The sequence below is a fragment of the Streptomyces sp. BK239 genome (genome assembly GCF_004217285.1).
Taxonomy (GTDB): Bacteria; Actinomycetota; Actinomycetes; order Streptomycetales; family Streptomycetaceae; genus Streptomyces.
Window position 1 is genome coordinate 174,470 of record NZ_SHKS01000009.1, and the last position, 23,385, is coordinate 197,854.

The 23,385-nt window shown below is 73.0% G+C and carries 25 protein-coding genes; 12 read left to right on the forward strand and 13 right to left on the reverse strand.

Annotation, left to right across the window (positions count from 1 at the left end):
- The first annotated feature begins 187 nt into the window (after positions 1-187).
- Positions 188-1,303, forward strand: coding sequence for a magnesium and cobalt transport protein CorA (locus EV567_RS24865; protein WP_130443798.1), 1,116 nt, complete (start codon positions 188-190; stop codon positions 1,301-1,303).
- A 23-nt stretch (positions 1,304-1,326) separates the two neighbouring features.
- Positions 1,327-1,863: a hypothetical protein gene (locus tag EV567_RS24870; RefSeq protein WP_130443800.1), complete on the forward strand. Its 537-nt coding sequence runs from the start codon at positions 1,327-1,329 to the stop codon at positions 1,861-1,863.
- A gap of 30 nt (positions 1,864-1,893) precedes the next feature.
- Here EV567_RS24870 and EV567_RS24875 read toward each other — a convergent pair whose 3' ends face one another.
- A complete protein-coding gene (locus EV567_RS24875) occupies positions 1,894-2,667 on the reverse strand; it encodes a hypothetical protein (RefSeq protein WP_130443802.1) in 774 nt (257 codons plus the stop codon).
- 235 nt (positions 2,668-2,902) lie between these two features.
- Between EV567_RS24875 and EV567_RS24880 the strand changes: the two genes are divergently transcribed.
- Genes EV567_RS24880 through EV567_RS24890 form a run of 3 tightly spaced genes read left to right on the forward strand, consistent with a single transcriptional unit; the run spans position 2,903 to position 5,956 of the window.
- Positions 2,903-4,189 carry a magnesium transporter MgtE N-terminal domain-containing protein gene (locus tag EV567_RS24880; protein ID WP_130443804.1) on the forward strand — a complete coding sequence of 429 codons (1,287 nt, stop codon included), beginning with the start codon at positions 2,903-2,905 and terminating at the stop codon, positions 4,187-4,189.
- Positions 4,186-4,779 carry a DUF1003 domain-containing protein gene (locus tag EV567_RS24885; RefSeq protein WP_130443806.1) on the forward strand — a complete coding sequence of 198 codons (594 nt, stop codon included), beginning with the start codon at positions 4,186-4,188 and terminating at the stop codon, positions 4,777-4,779. The genes EV567_RS24880 and EV567_RS24885 overlap by 4 nt, the downstream gene beginning before the upstream one ends.
- A 43-nt stretch (positions 4,780-4,822) precedes the next feature.
- Positions 4,823-5,956 carry an Mrp/NBP35 family ATP-binding protein gene (locus EV567_RS24890; RefSeq protein WP_130443808.1) on the forward strand — a complete coding sequence of 378 codons (1,134 nt, stop codon included), beginning with the start codon at positions 4,823-4,825 and terminating at the stop codon, positions 5,954-5,956.
- A 109-nt stretch (positions 5,957-6,065) separates the two neighbouring features.
- Here the strand turns inward: EV567_RS24890 and EV567_RS24895 are convergent, their stop codons facing one another.
- The 5 genes from EV567_RS24895 to sigE form a co-directional block, all read right to left on the reverse strand.
- Positions 6,066-6,725 (reverse strand): hypothetical protein, encoded by a 660-nt coding sequence (locus EV567_RS24895; protein ID WP_130443810.1) that lies wholly within the window; start codon positions 6,723-6,725, stop codon positions 6,066-6,068.
- Positions 6,726-6,915: 190 nt separating this feature from the next.
- Positions 6,916-7,353, reverse strand: a complete 438-nt coding sequence (locus tag EV567_RS24900; RefSeq protein ID WP_130443812.1) for a sec-independent translocase — start codon at positions 7,351-7,353, stop codon at positions 6,916-6,918.
- A 199-nt stretch (positions 7,354-7,552) separates the two neighbouring features.
- Positions 7,553-9,529, reverse strand: a complete 1,977-nt coding sequence (locus EV567_RS24905) for a trypsin-like peptidase domain-containing protein (RefSeq protein WP_130443814.1) — start codon at positions 9,527-9,529, stop codon at positions 7,553-7,555.
- Between the two features lie 97 nt (positions 9,530-9,626).
- On the reverse strand, positions 9,627-10,616 hold the full coding sequence (locus tag EV567_RS24910; RefSeq protein WP_130443816.1) for an anti-sigma factor: 990 nt from the start codon (positions 10,614-10,616) through the stop codon (positions 9,627-9,629).
- Complete coding sequence (gene sigE, locus EV567_RS24915; protein WP_242620994.1) at positions 10,613-11,398, reverse strand: RNA polymerase sigma factor SigE; 786 nt, start codon at positions 11,396-11,398, stop codon at positions 10,613-10,615. The genes EV567_RS24910 and sigE overlap by 4 nt, the downstream gene beginning before the upstream one ends.
- 162 nt (positions 11,399-11,560) lie before the next feature.
- Between sigE and EV567_RS24920 the strand changes: the two genes are divergently transcribed.
- The gene (locus EV567_RS24920; protein WP_130443946.1) at positions 11,561-12,259 is read left to right on the forward strand and encodes an O-methyltransferase; all 699 of its coding nucleotides are present in this window, start codon (positions 11,561-11,563) and stop codon (positions 12,257-12,259) included.
- 189 nt (positions 12,260-12,448) lie between these two features.
- Here EV567_RS24920 and EV567_RS24925 read toward each other — a convergent pair whose 3' ends face one another.
- Positions 12,449-12,616, reverse strand: coding sequence for a DUF3117 domain-containing protein (locus EV567_RS24925; protein WP_003966491.1), 168 nt, complete (start codon positions 12,614-12,616; stop codon positions 12,449-12,451).
- 381 nt (positions 12,617-12,997) lie between these two features.
- Here EV567_RS24925 and EV567_RS24930 point away from each other — a divergent pair, with 381 nt between their 5' ends.
- Entirely contained in the window at positions 12,998-13,801 is an 804-nt protein-coding gene (locus tag EV567_RS24930) for an enoyl-CoA hydratase/isomerase family protein (protein WP_130443818.1), read from the forward strand.
- Positions 13,802-13,822: 21 nt separating this feature from the next.
- Here EV567_RS24930 and EV567_RS24935 read toward each other — a convergent pair whose 3' ends face one another.
- Both EV567_RS24935 and EV567_RS24940 read right to left on the reverse strand, forming a co-directional pair.
- Positions 13,823-14,401 carry a DNA-3-methyladenine glycosylase I gene (locus EV567_RS24935; RefSeq protein ID WP_130443820.1) on the reverse strand — a complete coding sequence of 193 codons (579 nt, stop codon included), beginning with the start codon at positions 14,399-14,401 and terminating at the stop codon, positions 13,823-13,825.
- A complete protein-coding gene (locus EV567_RS24940; RefSeq protein ID WP_130443822.1) occupies positions 14,398-14,754 on the reverse strand; it encodes a DivIVA domain-containing protein in 357 nt (118 codons plus the stop codon). Before EV567_RS24940 ends, EV567_RS24935 begins: the two co-directional genes overlap by 4 nt.
- 124 nt (positions 14,755-14,878) lie before the next feature.
- On the opposite strand from EV567_RS24940, the gene folP reads away from it, so the two are divergent.
- Positions 14,879-15,739, forward strand: coding sequence for a dihydropteroate synthase (folP, locus tag EV567_RS24945; protein WP_130443948.1), 861 nt, complete (start codon positions 14,879-14,881; stop codon positions 15,737-15,739).
- A gap of 113 nt (positions 15,740-15,852) precedes the next feature.
- On the opposite strand, the gene EV567_RS24950 is transcribed toward folP, so the two are convergent.
- A complete protein-coding gene (locus EV567_RS24950; RefSeq protein ID WP_130443824.1) occupies positions 15,853-16,611 on the reverse strand; it encodes a TIGR00730 family Rossman fold protein in 759 nt (252 codons plus the stop codon).
- A 94-nt stretch (positions 16,612-16,705) separates the two neighbouring features.
- On the reverse strand, positions 16,706-17,785 hold the full coding sequence (gene dapE, locus EV567_RS24955; RefSeq protein WP_130443826.1) for a succinyl-diaminopimelate desuccinylase: 1,080 nt from the start codon (positions 17,783-17,785) through the stop codon (positions 16,706-16,708).
- Between the two features lie 94 nt (positions 17,786-17,879).
- Here dapE and EV567_RS24960 point away from each other — a divergent pair, with 94 nt between their 5' ends.
- On the forward strand, positions 17,880-18,941 hold the full coding sequence (locus EV567_RS24960) for a heavy metal transporter (protein WP_130443828.1): 1,062 nt from the start codon (positions 17,880-17,882) through the stop codon (positions 18,939-18,941).
- 327 nt (positions 18,942-19,268) lie between these two features.
- A complete protein-coding gene (locus EV567_RS24965) occupies positions 19,269-19,703 on the forward strand; it encodes an ATP-binding protein (RefSeq protein WP_130443830.1) in 435 nt (144 codons plus the stop codon).
- A gap of 78 nt (positions 19,704-19,781) precedes the next feature.
- Here the strand turns inward: EV567_RS24965 and EV567_RS24970 are convergent, their stop codons facing one another.
- Positions 19,782-20,930, reverse strand: a complete 1,149-nt coding sequence (locus EV567_RS24970) for a bifunctional succinyldiaminopimelate transaminase/glutamate-prephenate aminotransferase (protein ID WP_130443950.1) — start codon at positions 20,928-20,930, stop codon at positions 19,782-19,784.
- A gap of 141 nt (positions 20,931-21,071) precedes the next feature.
- Complete coding sequence (fdxA, locus tag EV567_RS24975) at positions 21,072-21,392, reverse strand: ferredoxin (RefSeq protein ID WP_130443832.1); 321 nt, start codon at positions 21,390-21,392, stop codon at positions 21,072-21,074.
- A 141-nt stretch (positions 21,393-21,533) separates the two neighbouring features.
- Here fdxA and EV567_RS24980 point away from each other — a divergent pair, with 141 nt between their 5' ends.
- Together EV567_RS24980 and EV567_RS24985 are read left to right on the forward strand one after the other, a co-directional pair.
- Positions 21,534-22,538: a GNAT family N-acetyltransferase gene (locus EV567_RS24980; RefSeq protein ID WP_130443834.1), complete on the forward strand. Its 1,005-nt coding sequence runs from the start codon at positions 21,534-21,536 to the stop codon at positions 22,536-22,538.
- Entirely contained in the window at positions 22,535-23,377 is an 843-nt protein-coding gene (locus EV567_RS24985; RefSeq protein ID WP_130443836.1) for a transglutaminase-like domain-containing protein, read from the forward strand. The genes EV567_RS24980 and EV567_RS24985 overlap by 4 nt, the downstream gene beginning before the upstream one ends.
- Positions 23,378-23,385: the final 8 nt, after the last annotated feature.

Sequence of the window (23,385 nt, forward strand, 5' to 3'; positions counted from 1 at the left end):
CTCGGCCCGCGGTCCGACCGATCCATCCGATCAGAAGCAGTAGCTGTACCAGCAACGAGAACGCCACCGCGACGGTGCGGTGCTCCCCGCTTTGTGGACGTGCCAAACATCCGCACTCAGGACGTCCCCATTCCGGGCAGTTCCACCCGTCGCCGGCCTTCCGTCGCCCGTAGCGAAGGAGCCTGCCATGTCGATGATCCGCGACCTGCGTGCCGTGGTCCGCCCGTCCCGTCCCTCCCTGCGGAGCGACAGCGGCTCGTACGACACCACGCGCGACCCGGCGACCCCCTCGGCCGTCGTCGACTGCGCCGTCTACCGGGACGGGGCCCGGGTGCACTACGCGACGCCGCTCACCCCCCACGAGGCGATGCGGCAGGTACGGCGCGACGGGGGCTTCGTGTGGATCGGGCTGCACGAGCCGACGGAGAGCGAATTCGCGGGCATCGCAAGGGAGTTCGGGCTGCACCCGCTCGCCGTGGAGGACGCCGTGCAGGCCCACCAGCGGCCCAAGCTGGAGCGCTACGACGACTCCCTGTTCACCGTCTTCAAGACCATCCACTACGTCGAGCACGACCGGCTCACCGCCAACAGCGAGGTCGTCGAGTCCGGCGAGGTGATGTGCTTCACCGGCAAGGACTTCTTCATCACCGTGCGGCACGGCGGTCAGGGCTCGCTGCGCGCGCTGCGCCACCGCCTCCAGGACGACCCCGAGCTGCTCGCCAAGGGCCCCTCGGCCGTGCTGCACGCCATCGCCGACCATGTCGTCGACGGCTACATCGCGGTCGCCGACGCCGTCCAGGACGACATCGACGAGGTGGAGACCGAGGTCTTCTCCCCCGGCCGCAAGGGCGCCCCGCGCGGCACCGATGCCGGCCGGATCTACCAACTCAAGCGCGAGGTACTGGAGTTCAAGCGGGCGGTGTCGCCGCTGCTGCGGCCGATGCAGCTGCTGAGCGAGCGGCCGATGCGGCTGGTCGACCCCGACATCCAGAAGTACTTCCGGGACGTCGCCGACCACCTCGCCCGCGTCCAGGAGCAGGTCGTCGGCTTCGACGAGCTGCTCAACTCCATCCTCCAGGCCAACCTCGCGCAGGCGTCCGTCGCGCAGAACGAGGACATGCGCAAGATCACGTCCTGGGCGGCCATCATCGCCGTACCGACGATGGTGTGCGGGGTGTACGGCATGAACTTCGACTACATGCCGGAGCTGCGGTGGCGGTTCGGGTACCCGATGGTGCTCGGCGTCACCGTGCTGACCTGCCTCGGCATCCACCGCATGCTCAAGCGCAACGGCTGGCTGTGAGCGGCCCTCGATAGGGTGAGGCCATGACACGCGAGCCGCAGGACCGGTCCCTCGCCGAGCGGGCGCTCGTCGAGGAGGCCACGAAGAAGTCCGGCCTGATCTGGGTCCGGGGCGCCGGGGCCCCCGCCGCACGGGCGCTGTGGCACGTGTGGCACGACGGCGCGGCCTGCCTGGTCGGCGACGGGAGCGGCGAGCAGCCGCTGCCGCACCTGACCGACGGCGACTCGGCCGAGGTGACCGTGCGCAGCAAGGACAAGGGAGGCCGGCTGGTCTCCTGGACCGCGAGGGTCGTCCAGCTCGCCCCCGGCACCGAGGCGTGGGAGGCGACCGTCGCCGAACTCAAGGGCAAGCGGCTGAACGCGCCCGACGGCGAGGCGATGACCGGGCGGTGGGCGGCCGAGTGCCGGGTGCTGCGGCTGGAGCCGGCGGGCGGCATCGCACCGCTGCCCGACGGCTCCCTGGCCGAGGCCCCGCTGCCGTCCCCGGCGACGACCCGCGAACCGGTCCCCGCCGGGCTCCCCCGTCTGCTGCTCAGAAAGCGCAAACGGGCCGGACGCTGACACCCCGGGGCGCATGCCGCCCCGGCCGGGTCAGGACGTCGGCAGTTCCTTGCCGTAGTCCACCGTGTCGTCCTTCGCCGGCTCGGCCAGGGCGAAGTCCTCGCCCCACGCCGAGAAGCTCAGCGTCCCGGCGTCGCCCGCGCGCACCAGACGCAGCGGATACGGCTGCCCTTCCAGGGCCACGTCCAGCGTGCCGCCGGAACCGCCGCCGCCCGAGATCCGGATGGTGCGCGCCCCGGAGGCGGGGTCCTCCTGGTGCCCGTCCTTGCCCAGCGAACCGTGCAGCGTCAGCAGAGAGTCGAGGAGGAGGGCTTTGTCGGTGAAGCCGCTGAACTTCTTGTACGAGGGGTCGCCCGTCGGCACCTTCACGTACTTGCCGTCGAGCTTGTCCGCGGCGTCCGTGTCCTTCCCGCCGCCGCCCTCGGAGTCCTTGGAGTCCTCGTGCTTCCAGAACCCCGCGTCCGCCTTCAGATACAGCTCCTCGCCGATCCGCAGCAGCTGGAAGGACGCTCCCTGCGCGGTGACCGTCCCGGAGCCCCCGTTCGCCTTCAGCCGCATGTCGAGCTTGTACGACCGGCCGCCGGCGACCACGGTCCCCGCCAGCCGCACCGCGCCGGCCGCGCCGGCCGCCGCCTTCGCCTTGGCCTGGATCTCGTCCGCGGCCAGCTTGCCCACCCCGTTGGTGCCGGCGTCCGGATCCTCGCCGCCGCACCCCGTCAGTCCCGTGCTCGTCACGACCAGCGCGCACACGGCGCCCGCCAGCACGGTCCGGCGTCGGGTACGGCCCTGGGGAATCGCGGTCACAGAGGGGGCTGCCTTTCTGCGGGGGTGTCCTGAACGGCGTACCGCAGCGTACCGGGGGCGCGCCGGCCCGGCGGAGGCAGTCCGTCCGGACCGCTCACCAGGGCGGCGCCGATCGGGACGGGCTAGCCTGAAGCCCGCGCGAACGGGCAATCGGGGAAAGAACCCCACCGGAAACACCTCACCGACCAATCAGTTCACCGGCCCGTACGCGCGCGTACGAGAAGGAGGTGCGGCCATGGCCGCGGGCGTCCCCCGGATCTTCGTCTCGCACCTCTCCGGTGTCGCCGTCTTCGACCCCAACGGCGACCAGGTGGGACGCGTGCGCGACCTCGTCGTCATGCTGCGCGTCGGGCGCAAGCCGCCCAGGCTGCTCGGGCTGGTCGTCGAACTGGCCACCCGCCGCCGCATCTTCCTGCCCATGACCCGGGTCACCAGCATCGAGTCCGGACAGGTCATCACCACCGGCGTGCTCAACGTCCGGCGCTTCGAGCAGCGGCCCACCGAACGTCTCGTCGTCGGCGAGCTCCTGGACCGGCGGGTCACGCTCGTGGAGACCGGCGAGGAGGTCACCGCCCTCGACGTGTCCGTGCAGCAGCTGCCCGCCCGCCGGGACTGGGAGATCGACCGGGTCTTCGTGCGCAAGGGCCGCAAGGGAGGCGCCTTCCGGCGCGGCAAGGGCGAGACGCTGATGGTGGAGTGGTCCGCCGTCACCGGCTTCTCCCTGGAGGAGCACGGGCAGGGCGCGGAGAACCTGCTCGCCACGTTCGAGCAGCTGCGCCCCGCCGACCTCGCCAACGTGCTGCACCACCTCTCCTCCAAGCGCCGCGCCGAGGTCGCCGCCGCCCTCGACGACGACCGCCTCGCCGACGTCCTCGAGGAGCTGCCGGAGGACGACCAGATCGAGATCCTCGGCAAGCTGAAGGAGGAACGCGCGGCGGACGTCCTGGAGGCCATGGACCCCGACGACGCGGCCGACCTGCTCGGCGAGCTGCCCGAGGCGGACAAGGAACGGCTGCTGAGCCTGATGCAGCCCGACGACGCGGCCGACATGCGGCGCCTGATGGCGTACGAGGAGCACACCGCGGGCGGTCTGATGACGACCGAGCCGATCGTGCTGCGCCCCGACGCCACCGTCGCCGACGCCCTCGCGCGGATCCGCAACCCGGACCTCTCCCCGGCCCTCGCCGCCCAGATCTACGTCTGCCGGCCGCCCGACGACACCCCCACGGGCAAGTACCTCGGCACCGTCCACTTCCAGCGCCTGCTGCGCGACCCCCCGTACACCCTCGTCGGCTCCATCCTCGACGCCGACCTGCAGCCCCTGGAGCCGGACGCGGCGCTGCCCGTCGTCGCCGGGTTCTTCGCGGCGTACGACATGGTCGCGGCGCCCGTCGTCGACGACTCGGGGTCGCTGCTGGGCGCGGTGACCGTGGACGACGTCCTGGACCACATGCTGCCCGAGGACTGGCGGGAGACGGAGTTCCACCTCGACGAGACCTCGACGGGGGGTGGTCCGAGGTGACGCCCGAGCGTGAGGGCGGGCGGGCCGAGCGCACGCCGTCCGGCGCCACCGCCGCCCGGACCCGCGTCCGCCTGGACCAGCCGCGTCCGCCCCGCCGCCGGATCGTGCCCGAGTGGGACCCGGAGGCCTTCGGACGGCTCTCCGAGCGCATCGCGCGCTTCCTGGGGACCGGCCGGTTCATCGTCTGGATGACCGTCGTCATCATCCTGTGGGTGGTGTGGAACATCTTCGCGCCGACCGGGCTGCGCTTCGACGAGTACCCGTTCATCTTCCTGACGCTGATGCTGTCCCTCCAGGCCTCCTACGCCGCCCCGCTGATCCTGCTCGCGCAGAACCGGCAGGACGACCGGGACCGGGTCAACCTGGAGCAGGACCGCAAGCAGAACGAGCGGTCGATCGCGGACACCGAGTACCTCACGCGTGAGATCGCCGCTTTGCGCATCGGGCTGGGCGAGGTCGCCACCCGCGACTGGATCCGCTCCGAACTGCAGGACATGGTCAAGGAACTGGAGGGACGGCGCGACGGACACCACGAGCACGTCGTATTCCCGGCAGAACGGTCGCGTGGACGTGACGTAGACGACCGGTGACCGGCATCCCGGGGCCCCGGCCGAGCGCCGTACCATCGTCCTTATGGTTACGGAAGACGCGGTGCGCGAAGCGCTGGCGACGGTGAACGACCCCGAGATCAACCGGCCCCTCACCGAGCTCGGCATGGTCAAGTCGGTGGAGATCGGCGCGGACGGAGCGGTCGCGGTCGCGGTGTACCTGACGGTCTCCGGCTGCCCGATGCGCGAGACGATCACGCAGCGCGTGACCGACGCGGTCTCCGGGGTCGAGGGCGTCACCCGCGTCGACGTCACGCTCGACGTGATGAGCGACGAGCAGCGCAAGGAGCTGGCGGGCGCCCTGCGCGGCGGCCAGACCGAGCGTGAGGTGCCCTTCGCCAAGCCCGGCTCCCTCACGCGCGTGTACGCCGTGGCGTCCGGCAAGGGCGGCGTCGGCAAGTCCTCCGTGACGGTCAACCTGGCGGCGGCGATGGCGGCCGACGGCCTGAAGGTCGGTGTCGTCGACGCCGACATCTACGGTCACAGCGTGCCGCGCATGCTGGGCGCCGACGGGCGCCCCACCCAGGTCGAGAACATGATCATGCCGCCGTCGGCGAACGGCGTGAAGGTCATCTCGATCGGCATGTTCACCCCGGGCAACGCCCCCGTGGTGTGGCGCGGCCCGATGCTGCACCGCGCGCTCCAGCAGTTCCTGGCGGACGTGTACTGGGGCGACCTGGACGTGCTGCTGCTCGACCTGCCGCCGGGCACCGGCGACATCGCGATCTCGGTGGCGCAGCTGGTCCCGAACGCGGAGATCCTCGTCGTGACGACGCCTCAGCAGGCGGCCGCCGAGGTCGCCGAGCGGGCCGGCTCCATCGCCGTGCAGACCCACCAGAAGATCGTCGGCGTGGTCGAGAACATGTCGGGCCTGCCCTGCCCGCACTGCGGCGAGATGGTCGACGTCTTCGGCACGGGCGGCGGCCAGAAGGTCGCCGACGGTCTGACCCGCACCACGGGCGCGTCCGTGCCCGTCCTCGGCAGCATTCCCATCGACGTCCGCCTGCGCGAGGGCGGCGACGAGGGCAAGCCGGTCGTCCTGACCGACCCGGACAGCCCGGCGGGCTCCGCCCTGCGGGCCATCGCCGGAAAGCTGGGGGGACGCCAGAGGGGCCTTTCGGGACTGGCCCTGGGGATCACGCCGAGGAACAAGTTCTGATCCCACGGGATGCCGCCGGCGCTCTTCCCGAGCGCTGAGCGCTGAGCCTTGCGACAAGGGGGGCGCCGCCCGCGGCGCCCCTTCTGTCATGCCTGCGCGGCGATCGGCCTCACGCGTACGCGGCGATGTCCTTGATCACGGCGAAGCCGAGGCCGTACGCGCTCATCCCCCTGCCGTACGCCCCGACGTGCACCCCTTGCCCCGTCGAGCCCGCGAGGACCCAGCCGAACTCGGACTCCCGGTAGTGGAACGGCGCGGACACGCCGTCGACCGGCAGGGACAGCGTCGACCAGGCGGAGCCGGCGAGGTCGTCCGCGAGGGCCCACGCCGTCTCGGTCTGCTGGTCCAGCCAGTCGTCGCGCAGGCTGTGGTCCAGCTGGCCCGGCCAGGTGTGCGACAGCAGCCCCAGCCCCGCGAGCCAAGCCGCCGAGGAGACCGACGTGGCCTCCAGCAGCCCGGTGCCGTCCGCGCTGCGCCGCACCGGGTTCGCGGCGACGGTCACGACGACCGCGAACTTCCCGCGGTCCTCGCCCGAGGTCTCGTGCCGCACCGACGGCTCCTCGCCGTGCCCGATCGCACCGTGCTCGACGGCCCCGTCGGCCGCCGTGCCCACCTGCATCAGCCAGCGCGGCCCGGTGAAGGCCTCGTCGAGGCCGTACCACGGGAAGGGCGCCTCCAGGTAGCGGTCGACCGCGCGCCGGGGGGAGGTGACCTGTTGTCCACCCTCCGCGGCCGGCGCCTCTTCGACTGCCCGACTCGTCGTCTCCATGTGCCCGACGCCTCCTCGCTCTCGCCGGACCGCCCCGGCCCGCCGCCCTTCGGGTGGCGTCGCCTCACTGGTACGGCCCGCACAACAACCAGGCAGCATAGCCACCCCGCCGCCGACCGCGGGGAAACCACCCGGTGCGCACGACGTGCGCCCCCTCACATCCAAGGGGGCGACGCGGGGCGCGTGACGCTCAGGTGGCGTCCGCGTCGAACGGCGGACGGTCGTCCTTGCCCGGCTCCTCGGGCTTCTTGGTCATGTCCAGACGGCCGCCGGACGAGGACGACGACGAGGCGGTGGAGTCCGGCTCGTGGCCGTGGACGGCGTCGGTGACCTCGGCCATCTCCTTCTTCAGGTCGAAGCCGTTGCGGATCTCCTTCAGCCCCAGGTCCTCGTTGTCCAGCTGCTTGCGGATGAACGTCTTGGGGTTGAGGTCCTCGAACTCGAAGTCCTTGAACTCCGGGCCGAGTTCGGCGCGGATGTCCTGCTTGGCGCTGTCGGAGAACTCACGGATCTTCCGGATCGTGCGCGTCACGTCCTGGATGACCTTGGGGAGCTTGTCCGGACCGAAGACGAGCACGGCGAGGACGGCGAGCGTCACCAGCTCGAGCGGGCCTATGTCATTGAACACCTGAAGCTCCTTGCGATGTCCGCGGTCCTCGGCCCTCGGTGGTCAGTTCCGGTCTTCCGTGGTCCGGGCCGGGTCCACGGTACCTGTCGCACCTGTCCGACCGGTACCGCCCCACGGCGGACGCGCGCCGGTCGGCGGCCGGTTTTGAGCCTTGTTCGCCTTGGCGCGCCGCGGGCCGGCGGCCGTCCGTGAGTCGCTGTCACTCACTGCCCCCGGAGGAGCCGAGGACCAGGGTGAGCGTGCGGTCCTCGCCGTCACGCCGGACGGTGAGCTTCATGCGGTCTCCGGGGCGGTGGGCCCGTGTCTTGACGATCAGTTCCTCACCGGAGTGGACGCGCCGGCCGTCGATCGCCGTGATGACGTCGCCGGCGCGGATGCCGGCGCGGTCGCCGGGGCCGCCCGGGGTGACCGGGAGGCCGCCGTCGCCGCCCTCGGCGCGGACCCGGGCGCCGTCGCCCGTGTAGTCCATGTCGAGGGTGACGCCGATGACCGGATGGGTCGCCCGGCCGGTGTTGATCAGTTCCTCGGCGACCCGCCTGCCCTGGTTGACCGGGATGGCGAAGCCCAGGCCGATCGAGCCGGCCTGGCCGCCGTCGGCGTCGGAGCCGTCGACGGCCGAGCGGATGGCGGAGTTGATGCCGACGACCTGGCCGTGCGCGTCGAGGAGGGGGCCGCCTGAGTTGCCCGGGTTGATGGGCGCGTCGGTCTGCAGCGCGTCCACGTACGAGACGTCGCTGCCGTCGCCGCGCTCGCCGCCGGCGGTGATGGGCCGCTCCCTGGCGCTGATGATGCCGGAGGTGACGGTGCCCTCCAGGTCGAAGGGGGCGCCGATGGCGACGACCGGGTCGCCGACCCGGACGTTGTCGGAGTTGCCGAGGGGCAGCGGGGTCAGCCCCCGCACCCCGCTCACCTTGACCACGGCGAGGTCGTACCCGCTGTCCTTGCCGACGATCTCGGCGCGGGCGGTCTGGCCGCCGTTGAAGACGACGCTTATCTCGCCGTCGGATCCGGCGGGCGCGACGACGTGTTCGTTGGTGAGGATGTGGCCCCGGGTGTCCAGCACGAAGCCGGTGCCGGTGCCGGACTCCGCGCTTCCGCTGACGTGCAGGGTGACGACGCTGGGCAGGGCGCGGGCGGCGATCCCGGCGATGCTGTCGGCGTCCCGGCCCGCGGGCGCGGCGGAGGCCTGCGGCAGCTTCACGGTGTCGAGCCCGCCGTTGCGCTCCAGTTGGGCGCCGACGAACCCGCCGAGCAGCCCGGACACGAGCGCGATGCCGAGGGCTCCCCCGACGAGCGCCTTCCGCGCCCGCCTACGGCGCTGATCCCGGCTGAGCACGGCGGCCCCGGTCTGCTGCAACGGCCCGGCGGACGCCGATGCGCCACCGGGGGCGGCCCAGGGGTCGTACCGGTACCAGGGGTCAGCGGCTTCGGGAGACGCGTCGACCTCGGGAGCGGGGGCGCCCGGTTCGGGCGGGGGGAGGGGCGCGGCCGGTGGCGTGTCCTGGGCGTGCGCGGCCGCCGGGTGCTGTACGGGCGGTGCGGGGGCCCAGGGGCCGGGCTCGCCGTAGGGCGGGGTGCTGTAGGCGTCGGGATCGTGCAGCGGCTTGGGACGGACGTCGCCGGGAGGAGGGGTGGGGAGCGGGCCGAGGGGTTCCCCGACGGGAGCGGCCGAGTCGACCTGCCCCACGGCACCCCCCTCGGACACGTCGGCAGAACGCGCCCCCGGAACCCCGTCGAGCGCCCCCGCTTGGTCTACGGGAGACCCGGCGAGCGACTGGGGCTGGTCCGCCGGAACCCCCGTGGGTGCCCCGGCCTGAGCCGACGCACCCGCAAGCGCCTCCGCCCGGTCCACCGGAACCCCCTCGCGCGGCCCCGGCTGATCCGCCGTGTCCCCCGACGACCACGGCTGGTCCAGCGGAACCCCGACGGACGCCGTCGGCTGGTCCAGCGGAACCCCGATGGGTGCCCCCGGTCGGCCCGCTGCAACTCCGGCGGGCGCCGTCGGCTGGCTCGCCGCACCCCCGGCGGGCGCCTCCGTCTGGTCCGTTTGCGTGGCCGCCGGAGGCTCCGGCAGAGGGTTCGGGTCGGCGAGTCGGAAGTCGCCGTCGGGGGTCTCTCTGGGCTCGGGGCGTGGGCGGTTCCACCACTTCGCCTTGGTCGGCTTGCCCTCGTCCATGCTCTCCCCGCTCGGCCCCCGTCGCGCCCGGTTCCTCGCACGGGCGCGATCCTCCCTGGATTCAACCAGGTCACGGCGGCCCGGCGGCAGGGTTCGGTCAGCGGGCGATCTGCGGAGAGAAGGGAGAGCGGCTGGGGGCGGGCGCGACCTCGGGGACGGAAGCGGGGGCGGCGAGCAGGTTGGGCGCACCGGTCGAGGGCGCGGCGTCCCAGGCGGTGAGCGCGATCGGCGGGGGCGTGGCCAGCGGGCGTATCAGCGGGGACATCGCCGCCGCCCCGGCCACCATGGGCGTGGTGAGCCGGTGCAGCACCTGCGGCTCCACCGGAGTGCCGGCCGGGGCCGGAATCCCGGGCAGCAGCGGCGCGGACACCTGGGTCGGGGCCACCGGGGCGTCGCCGAGGGTCGCCCCCGTGCCCTGGGACAGGAGGGGTCCCGCGGCACGCCGACGCTGGTTCTCCGGGACCGCCGTCGAACCGGAGCCGCCCGGTGTGCGGGCCGGGGTCACATTGCTTCCGGCGCCCGCGCCGCCGCGGGCCTCCGCGTCGGCCGGGACGCCGGTGTTCATGCCGCCGAGGGCGATCGCGGCCAGCGACACCGCGCCGGCCGCGACGAACGCGAGCCGCAGCCCACGGGAGCGCTCGGCGTCCCCCCGGCCCACCGGGTGGATCCGGAAACCGCGGTCCGGGGAGGGCGGGAGCACCGAGCCGTGCTCACGGGCGGGGACGTAGCCGAACTCGAACGGCTCGTCGCGTCTCACCCCGAAGACGGAGGAGGCTCCGGGGCGGGCGGCTGTGAACCGGTCCCCGAACGCTCCCCCGAGCGGCGGCATGCCGCCGCCGCCCGGATCACCTCCCCCGGGGAGCCCCTGGAGCCGGGCCAGGAAGCTTTCGGAGGGGGCCGGCGGGGCCACTTCGGCGAAGACGTTCTTCAGCCGGCGCTGCGCGTCGACCTCCGTCTTGCACTTGGCACAGGTCGCCAGATGCGCGAGCACCCGCTCGCGCGCGTCATGACCGAGCTCGCCGTCCACGAGGGCGGAGAGTCGGTCTCCGAGGTGCTGTTCCGCGGGGGTAGGACGGGATCCACTCACGCCGTCGCGCCCCCTCCCCCCAGAGCGGGCACCCGGGCCATGAAGGAGCGCCGCTCCGCGCGCGCCTCGGGCGAACGGTGGGCCAGCGCCTTGCGCAGCTGCGAGCGGCCGCGGTGGATGCGCGAGCGGACCGTGCCGAGCTTGACGCCGAGGGTCGCGGCGATCTCCTCGTACGACAGTCCTTCGATGTCGCAGAGGACGACCGCGGCGCGGAACTCGGGCGCGAGGGTGTCCAGGGCCTGCTGGACGTCCGCGTCGAAGTGGGCGTCGTTGAAGATCTGCTGCGGGTTGGGCTCCCTGCTGGCCAGCCGCTCGGCCGCGTCCTCGCCGAGCGCGTCGAAGCGGATGCGCTGCTTGCGGCGGACCATGTCCAGGAAGAGGTTGGTGGTGATGCGGTGCAGCCAGCCCTCGAAGGTGCCCGGCGTGTACGTCGACAGGGAGCGGAAGACACGGACGAAGACCTCCTGGGTGAGGTCCTCCGCGTCGTGCTGGTTGCCGGTGAGGCGGTAGGCGAGCCGGTAGACCCGGCCGCTGTGCATGCTGACGATCTCCTCCCACGTGGGCGGAGTCCACGCCTGCCCGTCCGCGTCGGTGGAGAAGGTCGCGGTCGGGGCGTGGCCGGCGGTGGGACCGGCGGCCTGGCTGTGGTCGGCAGCGGTGTCGTTCACGGATTTCGGCCTGCCCGCCGATCCGAGGAAGCGCCGCAGCACTCCTCCCCGATCCACAGGTGCAGCCGCACCTCCCCTGTCGGCTCTGGTGGTGTCCAGTGGAGCCCCTACCATAGCCACCTCGCCCGTTAGCTCCGGATAAGCGGTTTTACGAGAATTTGATGTGCGCTGGCGCGGCTCATCCGGCTGCGTCAGCACTTGCTCGACGTCTCGTCCCTCGTCGTGATCCAACTGTGTCCCCCGTCGTCTGTCCCACCTCTTCAAACGCGCGGTCCCATCTGCGGGTTCCCGACACCAACGGATACAGTCACGCCGAGGCAACCACGGGGACAGGAGAGGGACATCACCGGCAACCGGCAGACGAGCTGGGCGTTCGCCGACGCCTATGTCGCCGAGGACGAAGCGCTGCGCTGGGCCCGGGAGCGGGCCCGCGAGGCAGGGCTGCGCTCGGTGTCGCCCAGCACGGGCGCCGCCTTGCGCCTGCTGGCCGCCACCGTGGACGCCAAAGCGGTCGCGGAGATCGGCACCGGCACCGGCGTCTCCGGGATACACCTCCTGCACGGCATGCGCCCCGACGGCGTGCTGACGACCGTCGACCCGGAGCCGGAGCACCAGCAGTTCGCCCGGCAGGCCTTCCGCGCCTGCGGCTTCGCCAGCAACCGGGCCCGTTTCATCCCGGGCCGCGCGCTCGACGTCCTGCCCCGGCTCGCGGACTCCGGATACGACCTCGTCTTCTGCGACGGGGACCGGCTGGAGGTCATGGACTACCTCGCCGAGTCGTTCCGTCTGCTGCGGCCGGGGGGCCTGGTGGTGTTCGAGGGCGTGTTCGCCAACGGCCGCACGATCGACTCCGGCCCGCAGCCCACGGAGGTCATAAGAGTGCGTGAGCTGTTGCGGGAGGTGCGGGAGAGCCAGGAGTGGGTGCCCTCGCTGCTGCCGGTGGGCGACGGCCTGCTGTGCGCGGTCAAGCGCTGACGGGCGGCGCACCCGCTTGCCAGGGCGACGCGTCCCGCGGTCCTGTGGAGATACAGCCGCCCCGGCACCCGTGAGGATGCCGGGGCGACTGAAAGGGTATGGTCGCTTGCGCGTCAGCCGACGACAGGCCCACCCCCGCTCGGGCGGCAAGCACGCTTTCGCGACCTGCGCCTCACAGCTCGCTCGCGGTCAGCCGACGACCTTCTTGAGGGCGTCGCCCAGCGCGTCGGCCTCGTCAGGGGTCAGCTCGACGACGAGCCGACCGCCGCCTTCGAGGGGAACGCGCATGACGATGCCCCGCCCCTCCTTGGTCACCTCGAGCGGGCCATCGCCCGTCCGCGGCTTCATGGCCGCCATGCTCGTTCCCCTTCCTGAAACCAGCTCATCGTCAAGGCCGACGGCCCGTGAAGGGCACGCGCACTCCGTCAGGGGACGCGCGACACCGGCATCGAACACATTGCTTCCAGGCCATTATCCCGCATCTCAGGACCCGATGACCAACATCAGTAGGCATCGCTTGGGCAACGCACGCGAGCAAAACCACTCATTTCGGCGATGTGGATGCCATACTTCGCGTCCGCACGCGCTCAGGGCCGCCGGAAATCACCGCAGATTGTTAGACGCAGGTCACACGACCACCGCCGCCGCGTCCTTCATGCTGTCCTGGGCGACGGCGTACCGGTCGGTACGCCGTCGTCCGCAACCACGGACCGTGACCGACGACGGAGGGGACACCCCATGGCCGACACCGTGCTCTACGAGGTGAGCGACGGGCTCGCCACGATCACCTTGAACCGCCCCGAGGCGATGAACGCTCTGAACATCGCGACCAAGGTCGCCCTGCGCGACGCGGTGCGCTCGGCGGCGGAGGACGACGCGGTCCGGGCGGTGCTGCTGACCGCCGCCGGGGACCGGGCGTTCTGCGTCGGCCAGGACCTCAAGGAGCACATCGGGCTGCTCGCCGCCGACAAGGAGACCGGGTCGGGGCAGACGATGAGCACGGTCAGGGAGCACTACAACCCGATCGTGCGCGCGATCACCGAGGCGCCGAAGCCGGTGGTCGCCGCGGTGAACGGCGTCGCGGCCGGAGCCGGCTTCGGTTTCGCCCTCGCGGCGGACTACCGGATCGTCGCGGACACGGCCGCCTTCAACACCTCGTTCGCGGGCGTGGCGCTGACCGCCGACTCCGGCGTCTCGTGGACCCTGCCGCGTGTGGTGGGCCCCGGCCGGGCCACCGACCTGCTGCTCTTCCCGCGCACCGTCAAGGCGCAGGAGGCGTACGACCTGGGCATCGCCAACCGCGTCGTGCCCTCGGCGGAGCTGCGCGCCGAGGCGGAGAGCGTCGCGCGGGCGCTGGCCGAGGGGCCGACGGTCGCCTACGCGGCGCTGAAGGAGGCCGTGGCGTACGGGTTCTCCCACTCTCTGGCCGAGACGCTCCAGAAGGAGGACGAGCTGCAGACGCGGGCGGGACGGTCCGAGGACCACACGATCGCCGTGCAGGCCTTCGTGCAGAAGGAGAAGCCGAAGTACCTGGGCCGGTAGGGGCTTTCCCGCAGGACGGCGTCAGCGGCTCACGCAGGTCTCCAGGTGGTCGTTGACCAGGCCGCACGCCTGCATCAGGGCGTACGCCGTCGTCGGGCCGACGAAGCGCAGCCCCCGTTTCTTCAGCGCCTTGGACAGCGCCGTCGACTCGGGGGTGACCGCCGGGACGTCGGCGAGGGTCCTGGGGACCGGGCGGCCCTCCGGGTCGGGGGCGTGGGACCAGATCAGGTCGTCCAGGTCCCCCGGGGCCCAGTCGGCGAGCACGCGCGCGTTGGCAAGGGTCGCGTCGACCTTCGCGCGGTTGCGGATGATGCCGGGGTCGGCGAGGAGGCGCTCGCGGTCCTCGTCGGTGAAGGCGGCGACGGAGCTGATCGAGAAGTCCGCGAACGCCTTGCGGAAGCCGGGGCGGCGGCGCAGGATCGTGATCCAGGACAGGCCGGACTGGAAGGCCTCCAGGCTGAGGCGTTCGAAGAGGGCGTCGTCGCCGTGGACCGGGCGGCCCCACTCCTCGTCGTGGTACGTCACGTAGTCCGCGGTGGACAGGGCCCACGGGCAGCGCAGCGCGCCGTCCGGGCCCGCGAGGGCCGCGCCGTCGCTCATCGCTGGTCCTCGGGGGCGGGCTTGTCCATGGAGACCTGGTGCTCGGGCGTCCGGGCGGCGGTCAGGGCGGATTCCAGTTCGGCGATGCGGTCGTCGCGTTCGGCGAGTTCCGCGCCGAGGCGGTTGAGCACGTCGTCGACCTCCGCCATGCGGTAGCCGCGGGCGGCGAGGGGGAAGCGGAGGCGGTCGACGTCGGCCCGCTGGACGGGGCGGTCCGGCGGCAGGGGATCGCGCAGCCGCTGGGCGACGGCGTCCGGCAGCGGGCCGTCGCCCTCGCCGCCGCCCACCACGGCGAGCGTCACCGCGGCGACCACGACGGCGAGCGCGACGACCAGGAAGAAGAACATAACCATCGGTGGGCCACCACGCTCGCTGTGCTCGTATCGGATGTGTCAGGGTCCGATCGTGCCATGCGGGCGCGGCGGTTAGGGTCGCAGGCGGTGGATGTGCAGGACGTACCAGGAGAGGTCACAGCGGATGCTCAGGCTCGGCAGGCGTGAATTCGGCACCCACGAGCCGGTGATCATGGCGATCGTGAACCGCACCCCCGACTCCTTCTACGACCAGGGGGCCACCTTCCTCGACGAGCCGGCCCTCGCGCGCGTGGAGCGGGCGGTGGCGGAGGGCGCCGCGATCATCGACGTGGGCGGGGTCAAGGCCGGGCCGGGCGAGGAGGTGTCCGCCGAGGAGGAGGCGCGGCGCACGGTCGGTTTCGTCGCCGAGGTGCGGCGGCGCTTCCCCGACGTCGTGATCAGCGTGGACACCTGGCGGGCGGAGGTCGGCGAGGCCGTGTGCGAGGCCGGCGCGGATCTGCTGAACGACGCGTGGGGCGGCGTCGATCCCCGGCTGGCGGAGGTCGCCGCGCGGTACGGGGTGGGGCTGGTGTGCACCCACGCGGGCGGCGCGGAGCCCCGGACGCGGCCGCACCGGGTGACGTACGACGACGTCATGGCCGACATCCTGCGGGTGACCGTGGGGCTCGCGGAGCGGGCGGCGGGGCTGGGGGTGCCGCGCGAGTCGATCCTGATCGATCCCGGGCACGACTTCGGCAAGAACACGCGGCACAGCCTGGAGGCGACGCGGCGGCTGCCGGAGATGGTGGAGACGGGGTGGCCGGTGCTGGTGTCGCTGTCCAACAAGGACTTCGTGGGCGAGACGCTGGACCGGCCGGTGAAGGAGCGGGTGGTGGGGACGCTGGCGACGACCGCCGTGTCGGCGTGGCTGGGGGCTCAGGTGTACCGGGTGCACGAGGTGGCGGAGACGCGGCAGGTGCTGGACATGGTGGCGTCCATCGCGGGGCACCGGCCGCCGGCGGTGGCGCGGCGGGGGCTCGCGTAGGCCGCCGGCGGTGGCGGGTGGGCGGTCGTCCGGCGGGCCGCACCAGGGGGCTTCGCCCCCTGGTCCCCGCCCTGCGCCCGCCCACCACCTGACCCGGTCGGTGGACAGGCGCCCTAGCGGCCCGCCTCCTTCGACACCAGTGCCACCGCCTCCTCCACGTCGTCCGTGACGTGGAAGAGGAGGAGGTCCTTCTCGGCGGCCTTGCCCTGGGCGATGAGGGTGTTCCGGAGCCAGTCGATCAGGCCGGCCCAGTACTCCGTGCCGAAGAGGACGATCGGGAAACGGGTGACCTTCTGGGTCTGGACGAGGGTGAGGGCCTCGAAGAGTTCGTCGAGGGTGCCGAGCCCGCCGGGCAACACCACGAACCCCTGGGCGTACTTGACGAACATCATCTTGCGGACGAAGAAGTACCGGAAGTTGAGGCCGATGTCGACGTACGGGTTCAGGCCCTGCTCAAAGGGGAGTTCGATGCCCAGCCCCACCGAGACGCCGCCCGCCTCGCTCGCGCCCTTGTTGGCCGCCTCCATCGCGCCGGGGCCGCCGCCCGTGATGACGGCCCAGCCGGCCTCGACCAGCGCCCGGCCGAGCCGCACGCCCGATTCGTACTCAGGGGAGTTCGCGGGCGTCCGGGCGGAGCCGAACACGCTGATGGCGGGCGGGAGTTCGGCGAGGGTGCCGAACCCCTCGATGAACTCCGACTGGATGCGCAGCACCCGCCAGGGGTCGGTGTGGACCCAGTCGGACGGGGCCCGTTCGTCCAGCAGCCGCTGGTCCGTGGTGCTCGCCTGCACCTGGTCCCGCCTCCGGAGGACCGGTCCCAGGCGCTGTTCCTCCGGTGGCTGCTTCTTGCCCTCGGGGTTGCCTGTAGCCATGTGAGCTCCCTCCGCTTGCGCGTCGTTCGTACCTCAGCGTAGATCCACGCGGGTTACGGAGGGGGGACGTCGGCGTGTCCGGTCCCGTGACGGTTCAGCCGGTGAGCCAGGCACGCAGGCGCTCCTCGCCCGCGAGGATCTTCGCCGTGTCGACGCGTTCGTCCCGCTTGTGCGCCAAGTGGGGGTTCCCGGGGCCGTAGTTGACGGCGGGGACGCCGAGCGCCGAGAAGCGGGAGACGTCCGTCCAGCCGTACTTGGGCATCGGGACGCCGCCCACCGCCTCGATGAACGCGGCGGCGGCCGGGTGGGAGAGGCCGGGCAGCGCGCCGGCGCTGTGGTCGTCCACGACGAACTCCTCGACACCGCACCCCGCGAAGACCTCACGCACGTGGGCGATCGCCTCCTCGGGCGAACGGTCCGGCGCGTAGCGGAAGTTGACGGTGACCACGCACTCGTCGGGAATGACGTTGCCGGCGACGCCGCCGCTGATGCCGACCGCGTTGAGGCCCTCGCGGTACTCCAGGCCGTCGATGACGGGGTACCGCGGCTCGTAGGCGGCGAGGCGGGCCAGGATCGGGGCGGCCGCGTGGATCGCGTTGGAGCCCATCCAGCCGCGCGCGGAGTGGGCCCGCTCGCCCCGGGTCTTCAGCAGCACCCTCAGGGTGCCCTGACAGCCGCCCTCGACCTGGCCGTCGGACGGCTCCAACAGGATCGCGAAGTCGCCCTCCAGCCACTCGGGGCGGGCCTCGGCGACGTGCTTGAGGCCGTTGAGGTCGGCGGCGACCTCCTCGTTGTCGTAGAAGACGAAGGTCAGGTCCCGGTTCGGTTCGGGGACGGTCGCCGCGATGCGCAGCTGGACCGCGACGCCGGACTTCATGTCGCAGGTGCCGCAGCCCCACAGCACGCCGTCCTCGTCCAGCGTGGAGGGGACGTTGCCGGCGATGGGGACGGTGTCGATGTGGCCGGCGAGGATCACCCGCTCCGGGCGGCCCAGCCGGGTGCGGGCGATCACGTTGTTGCCGTACCGGTCGACCGTCAGGTGCGGCAGCGCGCGCAGGGCGGTCTCGATCGCGTCCGCGAGGGGCTTCTCGGCGCCGCTCTCCGACGGGAAGTCGACGAGCCGGGCGGTGAGCGCAGCGGCGTCCAGCGTGAGGTCAAGCGGGGTCTCGGCCATGCCGTCGACCCTAACGCGCCGACTGCGGCTCCCGCCGTTCCCTCCCTTCCCTTCGCCTCTCCCCGGTTTCCGTACTCTCCAGTACCTTGTACGCGTGCCAGAGCCGTCCCCTTCCCGCAAGCGTCGCGGCCGCCTCCTCCGTTCCGGGGCGGCCTGCGTGGTCCTGTCCGCCGTCGCGGGCTATGTCGCGGTGCAGTACGTCACCGGCGGCGCCGATGACCCGGGGTGCAGGGTCGTCTCCGCCCAAGGCGGCGGCCCGGAGTACGAGTTCACGCCCGAGCAGGCGGTGAACGCGGCGACGATCGCCGCCGTCGGCACCGACCGGGGCATGCCGCAGCGGGCGGTGACGATCGCGCTGGCGACCGCCCTTCAGGAGTCGGCGCTGCGCAACCTCGACCACGGCGACCGGGACTCGCTCGGCCTGTTCCAGCAGCGGCCCTCCCAGGGCTGGGGCACCGAGCGGCAGGTCACGAACCCGACGTACGCGGCGGACGTCTTCTACGCGCATCTGGCGAAGGTGCGCGACTACACCGAACTGCCGCTGACGGTGGCCGCGCAGCGCGTGCAGCGCAGCGGCTACCCCGAGGCGTACGCCAAGCACGAGCCGGACGCCACGCTGCTGGCCGCCGCGCTCACGGGCACCTCGGCGGCCACGCTGACCTGCGAGGGCGTGCCGGCGAGCGCGACGGCCACGGGGCCTGAGGCGGTGCGCGCCGCGCTCGCGCGCGACTTCGGCCGGGAGGCGGCGCAGCGGGCCCGCGCGGAGGGGGCGCAGGCGCAGGACTCGAAGGCCGGGAACGCCTCCGAGACCGACGACTCCAAGGCCGGGGCGTCGAAGTCGTCGACCACCGGGGCGGACGTGCCGGCCGCGGAGACCAGTGGGCGGACCGTGACGCTCCCCCTGTCCGAAGGCGGATCCGCGGGCGGGCGGGCCGTCGGCGAGCGCGGCTGGCAGCTCGCGCACTGGGCGGTGGCCAACGCCTCGGCGCTGCACATCGAGCGCGTCACGTACGCCGGGCGGGAGTGGACCGCCGGGCACACCGACAGCAAGTGGCGTCCGGCCGAGGAGAGTGGGACGGAGGCCGCGGGAGCCGCGGGCACGGGTTCGAGCGCGGGTTCCGGCGCGAACGCCGTACGGATCGTCACCGCTCGGTAGTACGGGCGGTCACCCGGGCGGGTCACGGGGAGCCGGTGCGGGGCCGGGGGCGGTCGCTCGCTCGCGCCACCGCTCCCGGTGTCGGGCGGGCCCGTGGGAGGACTGGGCTCCGAGGGGCCGACGGACTTTCACACCGGGACCTTTTCGCCCCTTTTATCCGCAGGCGATTATGCGACGCATTGCCAACTCTTTACGCCGGCGGTCCGCAACCTTCGTGGATCTCGAGCGGTAGTCACTGCGACCGAGGCGGACGATCGGCTTCCTGACGATCGTCCGGCGTTCCCCTCCGCGTGACCGTGAATTCCCGTAATCCGTGTAAGGAGCATCATGACCCTCCCCCTGACCCGCAGGATCGCCCGTGCCGCGCTGCTCGTCGCTGCGGGAGCGGCCGCCGGGGTCGGTGCGGCCGGCTCCGCCGGCGCCGCCCCCGCGCTGCCCGCCGCCCCGAACGTCGGCGGGCTGACCGCCCTGGACGGGGCGAACGTCGGCAACACGCTCGACGGCGCGGCGCGCGGCGTCACCGGGGCCGCGGCCGACACCGGCGGCAAGGCGGTCAAGCAGGCGGTTCCGGCGGCGGGCAAGGCCGGGGGCAAGGCCGTGAAGAAGGCCACGCCGGTGGCGCAGAAGGCGGCCGGCGAGGCCGCCGGGTCGGCCGGCGGGATCCTCGGGGACACGGCCTCCTCGGCGACCAAGGGCGGCCTGCCGGGGACGGGCACGCTGCCCACGAAGGGGCTGCCGACGAAGGGGCTGCCGCTGGGCTGACGCCCGCGACGCGCGAAGGGGCCCGGCGATCACGCCGGGCCCCTTCTCCGTTTCCGCCGAGCGCGGGTGCGGCCGGCGTCAGCGCCGGGTGAGGCGGGCCACCGCCGCCGTCACCCGCTCGTCCGAGGCCGTCAGGGCCACCCGTACGTGGTGGGCGCCCGCCGTGCCGTAGAAGTCGCCGGGGGCCACCAGGATGCCCAGGTCGGCCAGGTGGGCGACGGTGGCCCAGCAGGACTCGTCGCGGGTGGCCCACAGGTAGAGGCTGGCCTCGCTGTGCTCGATGCGGAAGCCGTGGTCGAGCAGAGCGGCGCGCAGGGCGGTACGGCGGGCGGCGTAGCGCTCGCGCTGCTCGTGGACGTGGACGTCGTCGGAGAGGGCGGCCACGACCGCCGCCTGTGTGGGCGCCGACGTCATCATGCCGCCGTGCTTGCGGATCTCCAGCAGCGGCGCGAGGACCTCCGGGTCGCCGGCCAGGAAGGCGGCGCGGTAGCCCGCGAGGTTCGACCGCTTCGACAGGGAGTGGACCGCGACGATCCCGTCGTAGGAACCGCCGTTGACGTCCGGGTGGAGGACGGAGACGGGGTCGGCCTCCCAGCCCAGTTCGAGGTAGCACTCGTCGGAGAAGACCAGGACGCCGTGCTCGCGGGCCCAGGCGACGATCCGGGTCAGCTCGGCCTTGCCGAGGACCTTGCCGGTGGGGTTCGACGGCGAGTTCAGCCAGAGGAGCTTCAGCCCTTCCGGGTCCAGCTCGGTCGGGTCGTCGTAGACCTCGTGTCCGGCGCGGGCCAGACGGGCGCCGACCTCGTAGGTCGGGTAGGCCAGGCGGGGGAAGGCGACCCGGTCGCCGGGGCCGAGGCCCAGCTGGGTGGGGAGCCAGGCGACGAGTTCCTTGGATCCGACGATCGGCAGCACATGCCGGTGGGTGACCTCGCGGGCGCCGAGCCTGCGCTGCACCCAGCCCGTGATCGCGTCCCGCAGCGCCGGGGTGCCCCAGACGGTGGGGTAGCCCGGGGAGTCCGCCGCGTCGACCAGGGCCTTCTGGATCAGGTCGGGGACCGGGTCCACCGGCGTGCCGACGGACAGGTCGACGATGCCGTCGGGGTGGGCGGCGGCCGTCTTCTTGTACGGCTCCAGCTTGTCCCACGGAAAGTCGGGGAGGCGGTCGCGCAGCGACTCCGTGGAAGGGCGGTGGCGGGTGACGGGTGGGGGATCGGGGACTGCGGACACGGTCACTGGCTCACTTTCGTCGGGCGCGACGGCCCCGTACGGCGGACGGATCGGCCCCGCACGGCCGTGATCAGGCCGTACGGGGCCGAGGCGGCACGGAGCGGTACGGGGCCGCTCGTGCGCTCAGGGTCCGGGGACCCCTTACCCGGCCTGCGGCGGCAGCGCGGCGATGAAGGGGTGGTCGCGCTCGATCAGCCCCAGCTTGCTGGCGCCGCCCGGCGAGCCGAGCTCGTCGAAGAACTCGACGTTCGCCTTGTAGTAGTCCTTCCACTCCTCGGGAGTGTCGTCCTCGTAGAAGATGGCCTCGACCGGGCAGACCGGTTCACAGGCGCCACAGTCGACGCATTCGTCCGGGTGGATGTACAAGGACCGCTGGCCCTCGTAGATGCAGTCGACCGGGCACTCCTCGATGCACGCCTTGTCCTTCACGTCGACACAAGGCTGCGCGATGACGTAGGTCACGCTGTCGTTCCTCCTCGATAGGGCGCTGGCGGGCCTCTCTCAGGCTCCGCCGCCTGGCGCGCGGGAGCGCGGCGTCGTCGATGCCCGCCCCTAGTATCTCCGTTCCTGGCAATGATCCGAACAGGAGGGGGGAGTCGACCCGTGGAAATCTCGGCCGCCGGACGCCTCGAGGTCCGAATCACCGCCGCTGACGTGGGCAAACGCGTCTCCGTGCGACGCCTCGGCGAACCCGGGGTGACACAGGGGAGATTCACCGACACGGTGGGTGTTCTCACATCATGGGACGACGATGTGCTGGTGATCACACGCAAGAGCGGTGAGAGCGTCCGCATCCCCGTGTCCTCGCTGGTCGCGGGGAAGGTCGTGCCTGCCGCCCCCGCCCGCCGCCGGGGGCCGGCCGCCTCCTACGAGGAGCTGGCCCGTGCCGCGTCCCGGGCGTGGCGGCCGCTGGAGAGCGAGCGGCTGGGCGGCTGGGAGCTGCGGGCGGCCGCCGGGTTCACCCGTCGCGCCAACTCCGTGCTGCCTCTCGGCGACCCGGGGCTCCCCCTCGACGAAGCGCTGGACGCCGTACTGCGCTGGTACGGCACCCGGGGGCTGCCCGCCTATGTGCAGACCGCGACCGGGGCCGAGGGCACGCAGGAGCTGCTGTGCGCGGAGCTGGAGCGGCGCGGGTGGGTGCGCGAGGTGAGCGCCGAGCTGTGGATCGGAGCGCTGGCGCCGGTCGCGGACCGGGCGGACGCTGAGGGTGTGGTGCTCGCCCGGGAGGCCGACGAGGCGTGGCTCGCGCGGTACCAGCGCAAGGGGGTGAGCGAGGTGGCGTTGAAGGTGCTGGGCTCGGGGCCGTCGGTGTGGTTCGCGTCCGTGCCCGGCGAGGCGGGCGTCCCCGCCGCCGTCGGCCGGTTGGTCGTGGACGGGCGGTGGGCCGGGTTCGCTGCGGTGGAGGTCGATCCCGCGCGCCGTCGGCAGGGGCTCGGGACGCGGGTGATGGCCGCGCTGGCCGGGCGGGCGCTGGAGGAGGGCGCCTCGGCTGCCTGGCTGCAGGTCGAGGACGACAACGCGGGCGCGCGGTCGCTGTACGCCGGGCTGGGCTTCGGGGCGCACCACGCCTACCACCACTACCGGCAGCCGGCGGCGGGTGCGCCGTGACGGGGCCGGAGTTCAGCGAGGTGCGGCGGCGGTTCGCCGAGGAGGCGCGGTCCGAGCGGCCCGATCTGTCGCTGCTGTGCCTGCTGGTGGGCGCGGAGGCGGACGGGACGCTGGACGAGGCCGGGATGGACGTCGCGCAGGTCGAGCTGGACCGGCTGGCGGGCCAGGTGCCGTTCCGGCCGGGCGGTCCCCGGTCGTGGGCGGTGGCGGTGCGGGAGCTGCTGGGAGAGCGGCAGGGGTTCCGCGGCTCGGCGGCGGACTACCAGCGGCTGGAGTCGTCCCTGCTGCACCGGGTGCTGCAGCGGCGCAGGGGGCTGCCGATCCTGCTGTCGGTGGTGTGGATCGAGGTGGCCCGGCGGGCGGGCGCGCCGGTGTACGGGGTCGCTCTGCCGGGGCACTTCGTGGTGGGGTTCGGGCCGCGGGACGATCCGGGACGGCAGGTGCTCGTCGACCCGTTCGACGGGGGCCGGCTGCTGTCCGGGCGGGACGCGGAGCTGCTGGTGACGGGGGCGACGGGGGCTCCGCCGGACCCGGAGATGCTGCGGCCGGCGGAGCCGGTGGACGTGGTCGCGCGGATCCTCAACAACGTGCGGGCGTGGGCGTCCGCGCGGCCGGAGCGCTCGGATGTGGCGCTGTGGGCGGTGGAGCTGGCGCTGCTGCTGCCCTCGCATCCGGCGCGGTTGCGCTACGAGCGGGGGCAACTGCTGGTGCAGCGCGGTGAGTTCGTCGCCGGGGCGGTGGAGATGGAGGAGTACGCGGGGCTGGTGGAGGTGGTGGACGAGGGCACCGCCGACCGGGTGCGACGGGAGGCCCACGCGGCCCGGTCGATGCTGAACTAGGGCGTGTT